This is a genomic window from Streptomyces roseolus (genome assembly GCF_014649855.1).
Classification (GTDB): Bacteria; Actinomycetota; Actinomycetes; order Streptomycetales; family Streptomycetaceae; genus Streptomyces; species Streptomyces roseolus.
This window is the reverse complement of record NZ_BMTV01000040.1, coordinates 30,169-44,052: the sequence shown is the minus strand read 5'-3', so window position 1 is coordinate 44,052 and position 13,884 is coordinate 30,169. Positions and strand designations below refer to the sequence as shown.

Here is a 13,884-nt window from a genome sequence, read left to right as displayed (position 1 = left end):
TGCGTGATCATTCCACTGCTTCAGGTTCTCCCTGCTCGAACGCAATGCGACAGCGTTCTACCTGGTCGGCCACCTGCTCCATGTACCAGCGCATGACCTCGTAGGGGACGACGCGCTCGTCAGGGCTCCAGACGCGGACGGTCGGTTGCAGATTCGGGTCCTCGTCCGGGACATGTGTCACCAGGAAGGCAGCGCCAGGCAAGTGGGTCACCGCGGCGTCGGAGCTCTCGGCCGACGCCGGCTTGGCTTCGCTCAGTTCCACAGCCCAGGCGTCGTCAGACAAGGCGTAGTGGAACAGGACGGCGTAGTGGCGACCTGCGTGCTCTTTGAGTTCCCATGGCATGTCGGCAGGCTGCCACAGGTGCCCTGTTGGAGGCTCGCGGGTATCCGGGGCTCACCTGGGCGCAACCCGTCCAGCGTTTGCGGGACAGCCCTTAGGTCCTGGATGTTCGGGGCACCCTTGCGGGAGATGACGGGCAGGATCCGGCGCTTGCACAGTTCGCGGCGGTTGGGGTTGGAGTCGTGGCCCTTGTCACCGAGCAGGGCTTCGGGACGCCTGCTGGGACGGCCAGGCCGTCCGGCGACGGGCGGGATGCCGTCGACGAGGGCGAGTGTCTGGGTGACGTCGTTGACGTTCGCCGCCGTCGTGATGACCTTGAACGGGGTGCCACGTCCGTCGCAGATCAGGTGATGCTTGCTGCCCGTCTTCCGCCGGTCGACCGGTGTCGGCGCCCCATTTTCGTGCGGATGTGGGAGCCGTCCACGCATGCCCTCGACCAGTCCAGCTCGCCGGCCGCGTTCAGTTCGGCGAGCAGGATACGGTGCAGCTGGTCGAAGACCCCGGCCTTCTGCCAGCGGTCCAGTCGCCGCCAGCAGGTCTGACCTGAGCCGAACCCGAGCTCCAGAGACAGTAGTTGCCAGGCGATGTCGTTGTGCAGCACGTACAAGAAGCCCTGGAGGCACAGACGGTCCGGCACCGGCGGTGGCCCAGCCGACCGCTCGGGCCAGGGTGGCAGAAGCGACTCAATCAGAGCCTACAAGTTGTCGTCCACGATCCACGGTCGGGTAGTCACACCATCCCGAACGGCCGGTCACACCGGTCACGGCCTACCAGGACTGTTCAACAAGATCGTGTTACGAGCTCTAAGGGCTTGCCGGGAAACAAGTCGTGGCTTTCGGCTGCGGGAGTCGTTGGTCTGGTATGGGGAGACCAGAGGGGATCGAGGCCGTCCTGGCCGCGAAGTTCCAGGCGTTGTTGCCGCATCTGGACGAGCGTCAGCGCCGGCTGGCCATAGGGGCGGAAGCGCGGTCGCTGGGACATGGTGGGATCAGGATCGTCGCTGTCGCGGCCGGGGTCCGGGAAGGCACGGTCTCGCGCGGAGCGGCTGAACTGGATTCTGGTCAGGCTCTGTTGGGGCGGATCCGTCGTCCTGGTGGGGGCCGCAAAAGGGCTGTGGACCTTGATCCCAAACTGCGACCGGCGCTGCTTGCGCTGGTTGAGCCCGACGAGCGGGGCGATCCGATGTCGCCGCTGCGATGGACGACGAAGTCGACCCGGAAGCTGGCAGCGGAGCTGACCCGACAGGGCCACAGGGTCTCCGCCGACACCGTCGCCGGCCTGCTGCGAGAGGAAGGCTTCAGCCTGCAGGCCAACACCAAGACCATCGAAGGTGCTCAGCACCCCGACAGGGACGCCCAGTTCCGCTACCTCAACGAGCAGGCACGAGACCACAGAGACGCCGGTGACCCGGTGATCAGCGTCGACAGCAAGAAGAAGGAGCTGATCGGCGACTACAAGAACGCCGGGCACGAATGGCTGCCCGCGGGGCAGCCCGTGAGGGTCAAGACGCACGACTTCCCCGGCCAGGCCGAGAAAGCGATTCCGTACGGAATCTATGACATGGTGGCGAACACCGGCTGGGTCAGCATCGGCACCGACCACGACACCGCGGCGTTCGCCGTCGCCTCGATCCGCCGCTGGTGGCAGGCGGTCGGCCGGCACGACTACCCCCGCGCCCGCCGACTACTGATCACTGCCGATGGCGGGGGCTCCAACGGCTACCGCACCCGCGGCTGGAAGACCCAGCTCGCCGACCTCGCTGTCGAGACCGGCCTTGAGATCACGGTGTGCCATTTGCCGCCCGGCACATCGAAGTGGAACAAGATCGAGCACCGGCTGTTCTCCCACATCACCATGAACTGGCGTGGCAGGCCCCTGACCAGCCATGAAGTCATGCTCCAGACCATCGCCGCGACCACCAGTCGCACCGGTCTCACCGTCCAGGCTGAACTCGACAGCGGCCAGTACCCCACCGGCATCCGTGTCAGCGACGACGAGATCGCCGCCCTGCCCATCACCCGCCACCGCTTCCACGGCGACTGGAATTACACCCTCCACCCCCAGCACTCGATGGACACGGCGACCATCAACAGCACGCCGGAGGAGGCCCTGGCGGACAGACCGACTCGCCTCTCGCGGCATTCGCTCCAGGACCCGGAACTGACCGGGATGACCCGTCGGCAGCTCAGCGAACTCATCGACGTGTTGACTCCAGCGATGGAGGCTCAACGCGAGCAAGTGCTCCGCACACGTCGAGGCCACGAGCGCCTGGTGGCCCCTGGCACAGGAGCCAAAGCCAAGCTCACCTCAGCCGACCGAGTCCTGGTCACCGTGCTCCACCTGCGAAAACTCGCGACCATGGACCTCCTGGGCCAGCTCTTCAACACCACCGCCATGACCATCAGCCGCGCAGCGAAAGAAGTCCGCCCGCTCCTCGAAGCCCACGACGTGCATCCCCCTGCCTCAACAGCCCGTTTCCGCACACGGGAAGACATCGCCAGGTTCCTCGACGCCGACCAAACCAAGATCAAACCAACGTGTTGATTCCCGGCAGGCCCTAAGCTGGCCAGGCCGTCCTCACTCTCGCCGACCTGCTCAAGGTGAGGTTGGAGAAGGTTCTGTAGTCGCTCCTTCTCCTTCCTGTGGGCCGTCGGCTGTGGCGGCTGCGTCCTCCTGATCATGCACGCGCAGGGATTCTGTGCCCAACGTGATGACAACCTCGGGGACGAGGCGGACGAGTGCTGGCAGACAGATGCTCCAGTGCCCCACGCACAAGGCCTGTGCTACCAGTGCTTTCGCACGGTCGCCATCGGAATCGAGTGCGACCGTCGTCAGGGTTCTCGCCCGCTCGGCGGGCTCGGGGATGCCGGCGGCGATCTCCGCGGCCCGTGCGGTGTTGCCGCGTCCTGCGTGGCTGCGGGCAATCTCGCCAAGTGCGCGGGATCGCTGGAGCGGTTCGGTGATCGACCGCGCGACGCGCTCTGCCTCGTCGAGGTCGTCGTACTCCACCATGGACCGTGCGATGGCCGCGAGGGCCTTCGCCCTCGGTGATGCGTCGGAGATGGTGCGGGCAAGGCGCTCCGCCTGGGTGAGGTGACCGGCGTGCGTCGCGGCTGAGGCGATGGCGCTCAGGGCCTTGTGGAGGAGTGGCGGGCTGGTGATCGAACTGATGAGCCGTTCCGCTCGATCCAGGTCGCCCGTCAGGGCTGACTCTCTCGCGATCATGGTGATGTGCCGGTCTCGGCTTGTCGTGTCGAGCAGCGTGTCGGCCACGGTGAGGGCACGCTCGATGAGTTCCTCGGCCGTCTGCGTATCTCCTGCTGCGGCGGCCCTCGTAGACAGGGATACGAGAGCTTTGATCCGGAGTGTGGGAGAGCCGATAGCCTCCACGGCCTCTCTGGCCCCCCGCATATCACCGCGCTGCGCGGCCGTACGAGCACGGCTCATCAGATCATCAGCCTGTCGTTGGTGTGAGGTGACGGACGGAGAGGAATCTGAGGAGTACTCGGGTTCCGGGGGAGTCGGGTTGCTGGACCGGACGGAAGGATGGTGCTGCTGGGGTGACCTCTCGTGCGTACGCGGGACGGTCCGCGTACCCCGCGACAGTGCGGCAAGGGCCCTCCGTCTGCACTCCGCATCCTCGATCGACCGGGCGACCCTGGCCACTCGCTGTCGGTCGTCACGGGTCACGCCCGCTCTGACGATCAGCAGCAGTGCCGTTGACCGTTGCGCCACGTCGGTGATGGAGGCAGCGACGCCTTCGGCCCGGCCGAGGTCACCGGCCAGAGCGAAGGCCTCCGCCACGACAGTCAAGGAGCGATCCCTCTGGGGTGCGTCGGAAATGGCGCGGGCGATTCCTTCGGCTTGATACAGATCACCTGTCGAGGCCGTGGCCTGGGCGAGAAGGGCCTGGTCCCTTCCCATGTGATGGCGGCCGTTCATGGCTCGGGCCCTCGCCTCCGCCTCTGCGGCCAACTCCTCGGCACGCTGCGTCTCACCGTTTGCGGCCAGGCCCGAGGCCACGACAGCCAGCGCCTTTGTCCGTCGACGAGGAGTGTCGAAGCCACCCGCGAGGGTCACGGCGCGATCCGAGGCACCCGAGAACGCCATGGTCCGGGCGATGGTGATGAGGCGGTCGCACCTATCTGACGTCCGGGTCACTTTATGAGCCGACTCCTCGGCCCGGCGAAGGACCTTCTTCGCTCTTCTTGCCATCCCAGCCTCCGCCACCTCGTGTGCGACTCCGGCGAGGATCCAGGCTCGGCGGCTCGGATTCCGGATGGACATAGCAAGAGACACGGCTTGCCCCGCGATGTCCGCGGCAACCTGTCTGTCACCGGCCGCACTCGCCGCCCGCGCGACGACAGCGAGCGCTTGCGCCCAATCCGAACGGGGGCCCGCTGAGCGGGCGATGTCCTGGGCCCGACGCCAGTCGCCGGCGTCGGCCACCTCCATCGCCACGACACAGAGCGCGTGGGCACGCTCGGATGCATGTGGCACGGACTTCGCGAGCGCAAGACCACGCTCCACGTCCCCGCCTGCCACGGCAGCACGCGCGACGGAGCCAAGCACATCTGACCGCTGCCCTCCGTCTGCCATCGAGCCGGTCAGTTCTTCCGCTCGTTTGACCAGAAGTCGGGCACGGGCCGGGTTTCCGGCACGGGCGTGGGCCCGGGCGATCACCGCGTACGCGCGCGCCTGCTCGCCGAGCTCCGTCACGGCGAGGACACACCGCTCGGCCTCCTCGGCCACCTTCCGCGCCCGCTGGATGTCTCCGGCAGCAGCTATCTGGCGTGAGACCGAAGCGAGCGCCCGTACCTGCCGAGCCGGCGTGGTGATCGAACGGGCAAGGGCCTCAGCACGGCTGTGTCTGCCAAGTTGCGCCCAGACCACGGGCAGGTACGTAGGGATGTGATCGTTTCGTCGGCTGAGTTTGGCCCGATGGACGGCCAACCGACTCAACGCAATGAGGTCCGGCGTGGGCGAACGGACCAGGAGCTCCTGCACGGTTGCGATCTCCGTGAGTGCCACGCTGTCACCGCCGATGGTGTCCAGCATGCGGTGGTGCCGGTAGGGATCCGTCGCGCATGCCACCATGCGAGGGACGTCACCCGTGCTATGAAGCAGCTTGAAGTAGCCGTGAAGGAGGTACTCGGGCGAGCCGATCGGCCACTTCGCCGCGTGAAACCCTTCGGCCCACGCGTGGATCCGTTCCCGGTACTCGTTCAGGCGGCCCTCTCCGAGGAAGCGTAGCGCCTGTCGCTGGATTTCCTCGTGGCCGAGGACGTAGATCGCCACCTGTGACCGCCAACGTCCGGCCCGGGAAGCGAAGGTACGACCGGAGACAGCCCCGAGCTGACTCTCGATCTCTCCCTCTGAAACGCCGGTGAGCTGTGCCAGGTCCGCTTCGGAAAGCCCTCCTCCGGCTGCCACCAGCAGGCCGAGCAGGTCCTTCTCGATCGTAGTTCCGTGCAGGAGCCTCTTAAGCTCGCGCTCCGCGTCCTGGCGGACCACCTCCGCGTGCGGGGAGGCGGTCAATGTCCGCACGATCTCCGGCCGGCGCAGCGGGTGGTCGTCGGGGACGTCGACAGGGATCGGCGGACGAGGCCGCCCGGCGACGATCACGCGCATGCCCGACGGAGGGGCGGCCGGCAAGATCGCCGCGATGCTGTGCGCGTCCGGACCGGTGGTTACCCCGCGGTCCTCGTCCAACCCGTCCACGACGAGGATCAAGCGCTCGCCCCTCCGCCGACACAGGTCTGCCGCACGTTCGAATGCGCCCAGCAGATGCGCCTCGCGGGTGGCGTCGGTGAGCAGCATCGGCATGGGCTCGCCCATGAGGTCCAGCGCCTGTTCGAGAACCACCTCGGTGAATGCCTTGCTGTCGGCCTGCCCTGCCCATCGGGCGGTGATGAAGAAGGACAGCACCCGTACTCCGGGCGGCGGATTCAGTACGAAGGTCGACAACAGCGCCGACTTGCCGGCCCAAGCCTCGGCACGCCACCACACGTACGCCGACCCTGGTCCGGGATCTGTGCAGTAGCGCGTCAGCTCGTCCAGTTCGCCCTCCCGTGATCGCAGTCGCTTCGGTGCGATCCGTCGCACCTGGGACACGTAGGCGGAACGCACTACGGGAGGGTGCGGCGCTGGATCACCCGCGTGGTGGATTTCCTCGGCCTTCGACGGGTTCACGGTGAGGGGAAAGCCGATCAGGTCGCGTCGTAGGGAGTCGACCGACTTCGTCGCGGCCGCCGGTGCGTAGCGGCCGACGAGTTCGCAGAGCCGGCTGAACAACCGGTCCGCGGCGTCCACGGTGCCCGTCCCGACGATGCTCCGGAGGCGTCCCACCGCGATCGCGCGGTCCGTCTCCTCGACACCTTCGAACCGCAATTCGCGAAGCCGCAATGCCCCGAGCACGCGCCAGGTCATCTCGGCCGGAGATATATCGGTGGTGTCGATCCCCGCGCCCGCCGCAGCCGAGGCGACGACGGCGTCGAGGTGCCGTAGCCGCTCCCGTACCTCTCGATGCGTCCGTCCGGCGCGGGAGACTTCGAGGCGGAACTGGTCCGAGCTCTCGGTGTCCCGGGCGATCCCGGCCAGTTCCTGGAGCTGTCGAACGTGCGTATTGGGACTCGCCACGACCAGGGCGAGCCGCCAGGTGCCCTCGGCTATCTCCCGTCCGCGTTCTTGCATCACCCGGAGATAGGAACCCATCAATTCGACGGTCGACCGGTCACTGGGTATGAAGGACGGGTCCCTCCGGACACCGATCGAAACCCGACGCCGACCACCACCGGTCGAACGTCCGCTCAGCAGAAGGTCGTCCACCGCGCTGAAGGCACTCGCCTGGAAGACTAGCTCGTCCGGGGTGACGTCGTCCCCCAGCTCGCTCAAGGGGTCGCCCGTCAGTAGATGGCACAGCAGCAGCGCCCCGTAGCGGTGCTCGAGGACGGTTCCGCCACCGCCCGTGGAGTACGGGCTTGCATGCCTCTCGTGGTTCCGGATACGGGATTGATCAGCCACCCGCTCAGCCTACGTGCTGATGGCCTGCGCATGTCCTGCTGGAGTGGGTGGGTGAGGTCAGCACGGTCAACGAGTGGATCGGAGGGGTCCCGGACCTCACCAGACAGTCGAGCCGCACAGGATCTCGCGCCGCTCTGGAGGGATTGGCGGTGGGGCCGATGCGCTGCATCCTTCGGTGCTTACCTTCAGGTCTGAGCGATGCTCGGTACTGGCTGCTTGGGGTGAAGAACTCCGAGGTCGGGCGGCCCCAGGTGCGGTATCGACCGTTCAACGACCCCGGAGTAACGCGTTGTAGCCCAAGAACCACACGGACTATACGCCGATGTCTGGGGCGTGGCCAGACATTCACATGACGCCTGCGCAGGGGGTCCAGGCCCATCTTGACCTGCAGGGAGGTGCTCCGTCCGGTGTGATGCTGCCAATCCACTGGGCCACCTTCAACCTGGCTCCGCACCCGTGGGCGGAGCCGGGGGAGTGGACGAAGGACGCGGCGGAGGAGGCGGGGCAGGCGGTGGCGTTCCCCCGTCCCGGTGAGCCGTTCGAGCCGGCGGGCAAGCTGCCCGCGGATACCTGGTGGCGCGGGGTGTCTCAGCCGATCGCCCGTCCGTGGCGCCGGCCGAAGCCGGCGCAGATTCCTGCCGAGGCGTCCGAGCGGGATCTCGACCTGGCGGGTGACCGGTGACGTCGGGCGAGGAGGAGCTGGGCAGGCTCGTGGCCCTGCTGACCCGTCTCTCGGCCGACGAGCGTGATCGTGCGCTGCGTGCTCTGGATGGTCCGTCCCGGAGAAAGCCTTCGGCGAGTATCCAGCAGTTCGTGCCCTTGCCCTCCCGGGCAGCCTCGTCCGCGGTTGTCGTCCGAACATGCATCGTAAGTTCGTGAGCATGAACCCGGAGGGGCCTCGCCGGTTTGGCGGCGGGGCTCCCTTTTCGTCCTGTATCGGGTTACTCGGGTGCAGCTGAAGCGTTGAGGCTCTTCGTTGCTGACGCTTCCGGTGAGGGTGACGGCAGTGATGGTGGTCATGTGGTTGGTCACTGCGGAGGACGCGAGTGCGGAGGCTGCTGGGTATACGGGACGGTCGCCCCGTGCTCAGAGAAGGGTCCGTGTCGCGCGGCTGGTCCGTGCGGAGTACAACTACGACCTCGCAAGTTCACCGACGGAGTCCCCGCTGCCCCACGAGGTACGGCTTCCCCAGCAGCCCAAGAAGCGACGGCTGGTGTGCGGACGGTGCCGCAACGACGACGCGGACGAGAGGGAGCGTCCGGCCGCGCTCGCCACGCGTCCTCGTGACCGGTGCCGCCACGGGGCTGAGGGCGTGAGCCAAGTCACCGCTTCGGCTACGTATCCGGCGTGAAGGCTGTCCCGTCGTACCGGTGTGTACAGCCATTCACCCCGCAAGGAGCCGTGAAGCGATGCCTCAACCCCCTCTGACCCCAGCCACCGGCCGACTGCCGCAGCCCCTGCTGACGGCGGCGCAGGCCGCACGCCGCGAGTTCCTCGTGGCGCTGGAGCCACTGCGTGGCGAGTTGTTCCGCTACTGCCGGCGGCTGACCGGCAGCGTGTGGGACGCCGAGGACCTGGCCCAGGAGGCACTCGCCCGGGCATTCACACGGGCGGCACAGACCCACCAGCCGGTCGAGCGGCCGATGGCGTGGCTGGTGCGGATCGCGACCAACGCCTACCTCGACCAGGTGCGCCGCCCGGCCCCGCTCCTCGTGGAGCCGGCAGAGCGGGCTGCCCCTGCCGGCGCCGATCCCGCCGAGGTCCGCGACGCGCTCGCGGAGATGACCACCCTGCTGGCGCCGCAGGAGCGTGCCGCCGTCGTCCTCAAGGACGTGTTCGACCTGCCGCTGAAGGAGATCGCCGCCATGCTGAGCACCACCGAGGGGGCGATCAAGGCCGCACTGCACCGTGGCCGCGGGCGCCTGGCCGATCCGAAGCGGGCAGCTGCGCTCGCCCGCCGTACGGCTCCCGACCGCGAGACCCTCGACGCCCTCGCCGCGGCATTCACCGCGTACGACCTGGACGGACTGACCGAGCTCTTCGTCCAGGACGCGGTCAGCGACGTCATCGGCGTCGCCCACGAAGTCGGACGGACCCAGATCGCCGCCGGATCGCTGCACCACACCCTGGTCCTGGAGTCCTCCGTCCGGTGGCGCGCCGAAGTCCGGGAGCTCGACGGCGAACCGCTGCTCCTGATGTGGGCCACCCCGGCCGACGGCAGCGACCCCGAGGCGGTAGAGGACGTCCTGCGCGCCGAGATCGTCGACGGCGGGATCACGCGCCTGCGCTGGTACTACTTCTGCCCCGACGTCCTCGCCGAGGTCGGCGACCGGCTGGACGTGCCCGTCCGAACCCACGGCCACCTCGTGTGACGAGTGTGGGCACCGTTCTTGCCTTGTCGCAGATAACAGGGCCGACGCGTGGTTACTGCCGTCCTGCGGTGGCACCTTTGGGCCCGTGCCGATCTGGAGCGCCGCACCGCAGGCACAGCGCCCGCCGGCGAGCTTCTGGATGCGGCGGTGAGCCGCTCGGGCCACCCGTTCCAGCTGGAAGTTCTCGGTGTCCATCGCGTAGTGCACATGAACGGCCTGCTCGCCGCAGTACACGACGTCGACCATCTCGGGCTCGTCGTAGGCCGCTTCGATCAGAGCCGTCTTGACCGGAAAGAAGGCGCCCTGGGCGACGGCGGCCGCGATCAGTCGGTCGCCCTCCTTTCCCGGCGGCACGGCGGCGGGGTCACCCATGAAGGCCGTCGAAGTCGCCGTCCGCGACGCCTCCGGGCTCGACAATTCCCTCGTCGGCGTCGCGCTGATGCGCAAGGCGTTCCAACCGCACCAAAACGGCAAGCCCGGCGGCCCGCTGGCCGACGCCGGCGCAGAGGGCGGCGAGCAGGAGGCCGAGTCCGCGCTGTTCGCCGGCGCCATGGGCCGCTACAAGAACCCCTCCAGCCACCGCACCGTAGACTTCGCCGACCCGATCGAGGCGGCCCAAATCATCCAGTTCGCCGACCTGCTGTTGCGCCAGGTCGACCGGGCCCGGGCCAGGAACAGCTAACGAGGAGCATTGGAGCCCGCATCGTCCAACCAGCCCGGAGACATGTGGTGACCTGGTGGCTTCCTGCAGTCGTGATTATGGGGTCGGCAGGCGGCGGGCGAGGTCGGGGGCGAGTTGCCCGGCTGCTTGGCCGAGTCCGAGGGCGAGGTCTCGCCGACGGGGGATGCGGCGAGACCTCGCCCTCTCATGTTACGTCGTACATGCCCCGCAGACCCCTTGTCCTGACGGTTTGTTCGCTATGCACACAAACGGGAGATGACTGGTTTGACCTCAGGGTTCGTGGGGGCCGGGGGTGCCACCTGCTCTGATGGGAGCCGCGCGCATCACACAGCCGCGCTGCCGAGTAGCTGGCCGCCCTCTGCTCCGTCCGGGCCTCGAAGTGCTGACTGCCGTGCCCGTGGAAACGACAGTCGGCGCGTTCATCCCTGACCCCCGAGGCCAGCACTGATCGTCTGGACGTGTGCGGCTGTATCAGGCGAAGGCGAAGGGTGTGAGTTCAGCCTCTGCGATGCGCTCACGCGCGAAGAGTGGTGCGACCAGTACCCAATCCTCCTTCGGGGGCGCACCGAATGATGGGTGAAAGGGACTGAACGTCCGGACGCGATCCGGCCTCGTGCCGGTGAAACCTCCCCGGAAGGGGATGCATCGCGATGACAATCAAGCGCTCCACCCGTCTGACCGCCCTCATGGCCCTGCCCGCGGCCCTCACCCTCGCCGTGGCAGCCCCGGCACTGGCCCATGACACCAACCACGCAGGTCAGCAGACGCAGCACGGCCGGAGCTACAAGGTCGACCTGCGGCAGCTGAACGACTCGGGCGCCCGCGGCACCGCCCAGCTCACCCTGCAGGGCCGCCAGCTCACGGTGAAGATCAACGCCCAGGGTCTGGTCCCCGGCCAGCCCCACGCCCAGCACATCCACGGCTCCACCACCGGGCACAACTTCACCTGCCCCGACGCCAGCGCCGACAAGAACGGCGACGGTATCGTCACCACCGCCGAGGGACTGCCCGCCTACGGCGACATCACCATCTCCCTCACCACCAAGGGCGACACCACGAAGGCCAGCGGTCTGGCTGTCGACCGGATGCCGGTCGCGGACAAGAACGGCAACCTGTCCTACTCGCGGACGATCGCCGTCTCCCAGGCCGTCGCCGACAACATCACCCGCCTGCACGTCGTTCAGCACGGCATCGACCCCAATGGCAACGGGGTGTACGACTTCGGCAAGGGCAAGAGTGAGCTCGACCCCAAGCTGCCCCAGGAAGCCACCGCCCCCGCCAGCTGCGGCACCATCGAAGGCCACGCCGGCGCCTCCATGGGCAAGAACTACTAGCCCTCAGCGAAGGGGTTGACGCCCACAGCCACAGCTATACGGGCCGTAGCCGTTCCGCCCGTATGACGGCCTCGGTGACCACTCGCCGCCGGGGCCGTCACCGCCCCTTGCTGAAGACCTCGACCGCACCTGGTTCGCGCGCCGCCGCGGTTTCAGGGAGCCCCGCTCGCATCATCCAGCCTCTGTGGCCGTAGGGCCTCCCGCTCAGCGCACCCAGGAGGATCCCATGCTTGTCCGTCCCCGCTCCCGCACACCGCACATGGTCGTGGCGATCGCGGTGCTGTGCCTGCTCATCGCCCTCGCCGGCTGTTCCTCCTCCGGCGGGCCCGCGCCCACCTCAACGTTGCCCTCGGCGCCGTCCTCCACGTCGGTCAGCGAAGAGCGCATCGTCATCAAGGACTTCCGCTTCGAGCCGGCCGACCTCACTGTCGCACCAGGAGCCAGGGTTTCCGTGGTGAACGAGGACTCCGCTCCCCACACCGTGACAGCCCAGGCCGCCGATGCCTTCGATACCGGCACCATCGAAGGCGGCGAGACAGCCACGTTCACCGCGCCGTCCGCTGCCGGCACGTATCGCTACCTCTGCGGCATCCATCCGTCCATGAGCGGCGCCCTCACCGTCCGCTGACCCGCGCGGCGTCTCACCATGGAGCGATCCCATGCATCACGATCCGACGCGGCCGGACAGCGGCCACCGGAGGCTACACGCCGCCGCCCGTCTCCTGGCGGCGGCCGGTCTCGCAGCCGACGCCTACCTTCACGCGCGTCTCGCCGAACGCTACGACGCCGTCAGCGCCACCCTCAGCCAGGGCACCCTCTTCAGAATCGAGGCAGCCATCGCCGCACTCGCGGCGCTGCTGCTCCTCGTCCGGCGCCGCCCTCTGGCCGACGCCTTCGCCTGGACCGTCGCCGCCGGCGGACTCGCTGCTCTCCTGCTTTACCGCTACGTCGACGTCGGCGAACTCGGCCCCCTGCCCAACATGTACGAGCCGGCCTGGTTCACCGAGAAGAATCTCGTCGTCATCGCCCAAGTGCTCGCACTTCTCGCCACCTCATTGCTCCTTCTCACCCGTCGTCGCCGACGAGGCCACGCTTGACGTCCTGCAGACCGGCGTGGCGGGCCCAGAGAATCAGCGGAACCTGGAGGGGAAGCCGCGCGTAGGCGACGGCTCTTGCGGTCGTCGAGCGGTGGCGCCAGTCGTAGGCCATCTTGACGTTCGCCGGGAACACTCCGGCGAAGAAGAGGGCGGTCGCGTGGGCGCTCGCCCTTCGGGTCGCCGGCAGCGCGAGACCGGCTGCCAGAGCCAGCTCGACCACGCCGCTGGCCGTGGTCCAGGCCCGGGGGCCACCCGGCAGAGAGCCCGGCACGATGGCGTCGAACTGCCGGGGCGCGGCAAAGTGAGCGAGGCCCGCCGAGGCCATCAGACCGGCGAGCAGAAGCGCGGAACGAGCAGGGGACATGGGGTTCCTTCGGTCAAAAGGGCGCCGGGGCAGGCGTCCGGGAAGCGTTCAGTGGCTGCGGCGCAGGCGGATCGGGTGACGTTCACCGGCGGACGGGATGAACATGGCGGCGTCCAGCGGTCCTGCCCCCCACATTGTCTCCGGGGTGGAGGTACAGGGCGGGGAATCCAGACCGAGGGTTTCGGCTGTGCTGCGGGCGGCAAGACTGTGCCAGAGACCCGAGCGGCTGATCATGGCGTGGCGGCCGGCGGGCATGCGGATGCCTCGGACGCGGGCCCCGGCCACTTCGGCGCGATGGAGGTAGGCCCACGTGTCGGTGGCCGAGGTGATCCGGTCGGCCGGATCATGGAGGGCGATCACGGTGCGGTGCGCCAGGTGGGTGGCCGGCTCACCGGGAGGGCGCGCCGGCCGCAGGCAGAAACCTGGGCTCGGGCAGGTGGAGAGCCGGGAAGGCGCTGCTCCGATCGGATCCGCTCATGTCATACGCTCCGGCTTTCCGGGAACGGCTTTGCGGGGTGGCAGGGGGAGGAAGCCGCTGGTGCGCGCGGTGTACGCGGCGTAGCCGGGGCGGTGGGCCATGTGCTTCTCCAGGAGGCGCTTGCCGCTGCCGATGGTGAGGAGCAGGGTCATCAGGACCGGGGAGACGAGGACGGCGAGGGCCGGCTGCCAGGC

Annotated in this window: 12 protein-coding genes and 2 pseudogenes; 7 read left to right on the top strand and 7 right to left on the bottom strand. The window is 68.3% G+C overall.

What is annotated here, in order from left to right:
- Positions 1-7: 7 nt before the first annotated feature.
- Genes IE245_RS33110 through IE245_RS33100 form a run of 3 tightly spaced genes read right to left on the bottom strand, consistent with a single transcriptional unit; the run spans position 8 to position 1,028 of the window.
- Positions 8-343 carry a hypothetical protein gene (locus IE245_RS33110; protein ID WP_189954464.1) on the bottom strand — a complete coding sequence of 112 codons (336 nt, stop codon included), beginning with the start codon at positions 341-343 and terminating at the stop codon, positions 8-10.
- Positions 253-768, bottom strand: a complete 516-nt coding sequence (locus IE245_RS38165) for a transposase (RefSeq protein WP_189954462.1) — start codon at positions 766-768, stop codon at positions 253-255. The genes IE245_RS33110 and IE245_RS38165 overlap by 91 nt, the downstream gene beginning before the upstream one ends.
- On the bottom strand, positions 684-1,028 hold the full coding sequence (locus tag IE245_RS33100; RefSeq protein ID WP_308436650.1) for a transposase: 345 nt from the start codon (positions 1,026-1,028) through the stop codon (positions 684-686). The genes IE245_RS38165 and IE245_RS33100 overlap by 85 nt, the downstream gene beginning before the upstream one ends.
- Positions 1,029-1,201: 173 nt before the next feature.
- Between IE245_RS33100 and IE245_RS33095 the strand changes: the two genes are divergently transcribed.
- Positions 1,202-2,884: an ISAzo13 family transposase gene (locus IE245_RS33095; protein WP_229851908.1), complete on the top strand. Its 1,683-nt coding sequence runs from the start codon at positions 1,202-1,204 to the stop codon at positions 2,882-2,884.
- Between the two features lie 51 nt (positions 2,885-2,935).
- Here IE245_RS33095 and IE245_RS33090 read toward each other — a convergent pair whose 3' ends face one another.
- The gene (locus tag IE245_RS33090; protein ID WP_189954460.1) at positions 2,936-7,363 is read right to left on the bottom strand and encodes a hypothetical protein; all 4,428 of its coding nucleotides are present in this window, start codon (positions 7,361-7,363) and stop codon (positions 2,936-2,938) included.
- 334 nt (positions 7,364-7,697) lie between these two features.
- On the opposite strand from IE245_RS33090, the pseudogene IE245_RS33085 reads away from it, so the two are divergent.
- The 6 genes and pseudogenes from IE245_RS33085 to IE245_RS33060 all read left to right on the top strand — a co-directional run.
- Positions 7,698-8,045 (top strand): annotated as a pseudogene (locus tag IE245_RS33085) (MBL fold metallo-hydrolase); the annotation flags it as partial.
- 727 nt (positions 8,046-8,772) lie between these two features.
- A complete protein-coding gene (locus tag IE245_RS33080) occupies positions 8,773-9,735 on the top strand; it encodes a sigma-70 family RNA polymerase sigma factor (RefSeq protein WP_150234920.1) in 963 nt (320 codons plus the stop codon).
- A 283-nt stretch (positions 9,736-10,018) separates the two neighbouring features.
- A complete protein-coding gene (locus IE245_RS33075) occupies positions 10,019-10,417 on the top strand; it encodes a TIGR02391 family protein (protein ID WP_268256612.1) in 399 nt (132 codons plus the stop codon).
- 650 nt (positions 10,418-11,067) lie between these two features.
- Positions 11,068-11,736: pseudogene (locus IE245_RS33070) on the top strand (hypothetical protein); the annotation flags it as partial.
- A gap of 241 nt (positions 11,737-11,977) precedes the next feature.
- Positions 11,978-12,379: a cupredoxin domain-containing protein gene (locus tag IE245_RS33065; RefSeq protein WP_036416442.1), complete on the top strand. Its 402-nt coding sequence runs from the start codon at positions 11,978-11,980 to the stop codon at positions 12,377-12,379.
- A gap of 31 nt (positions 12,380-12,410) precedes the next feature.
- Positions 12,411-12,848 carry a hypothetical protein gene (locus tag IE245_RS33060; protein WP_030497923.1) on the top strand — a complete coding sequence of 146 codons (438 nt, stop codon included), beginning with the start codon at positions 12,411-12,413 and terminating at the stop codon, positions 12,846-12,848.
- Here IE245_RS33060 and IE245_RS33055 read toward each other — a convergent pair.
- The 3 genes from IE245_RS33055 to IE245_RS37460 all read right to left on the bottom strand — a co-directional run.
- Positions 12,817-13,212, bottom strand: a complete 396-nt coding sequence (locus IE245_RS33055) for a DoxX family protein (RefSeq protein ID WP_051788422.1) — start codon at positions 13,210-13,212, stop codon at positions 12,817-12,819. The two genes, IE245_RS33060 and IE245_RS33055, sit on opposite strands and share 32 nt — an antisense overlap.
- Positions 13,213-13,260: 48 nt before the next feature.
- Entirely contained in the window at positions 13,261-13,572 is a 312-nt protein-coding gene (locus IE245_RS33050) for a hypothetical protein (protein WP_189954456.1), read from the bottom strand.
- A gap of 114 nt (positions 13,573-13,686) precedes the next feature.
- Positions 13,687-13,884, bottom strand: a 198-nt coding sequence (locus tag IE245_RS37460) for a DUF1295 domain-containing protein (RefSeq protein WP_229851903.1), incomplete at its 5' end; no start/stop codon positions are given.

Bases quoted from the DNA above. Each gene is read 5' to 3' on its own strand.
- IE245_RS33110 (WP_189954464.1), bottom strand. From the start codon at position 343: ATGCCATGGGAACTCAAAGAGCACGCAGGTCGCCACTACGCCGTCCTG.
- IE245_RS38165 (WP_189954462.1), bottom strand. From the start codon at position 768: ATGCGTGGACGGCTCCCACATCCGCACGAAAATGGGGCGCCGACACCG.
- IE245_RS33095 (WP_229851908.1), top strand. From the start codon at position 1,202: ATGGGGAGACCAGAGGGGATCGAGGCCGTCCTGGCCGCGAAGTTCCAG.
- IE245_RS33080 (WP_150234920.1), top strand. From the start codon at position 8,773: ATGCCTCAACCCCCTCTGACCCCAGCCACCGGCCGACTGCCGCAGCCC.
- IE245_RS33065 (WP_036416442.1), top strand. From the start codon at position 11,978: ATGCTTGTCCGTCCCCGCTCCCGCACACCGCACATGGTCGTGGCGATC.
- IE245_RS33060 (WP_030497923.1), top strand. From the start codon at position 12,411: ATGCATCACGATCCGACGCGGCCGGACAGCGGCCACCGGAGGCTACAC.
- IE245_RS33055 (WP_051788422.1), bottom strand. From the start codon at position 13,212: ATGTCCCCTGCTCGTTCCGCGCTTCTGCTCGCCGGTCTGATGGCCTCG.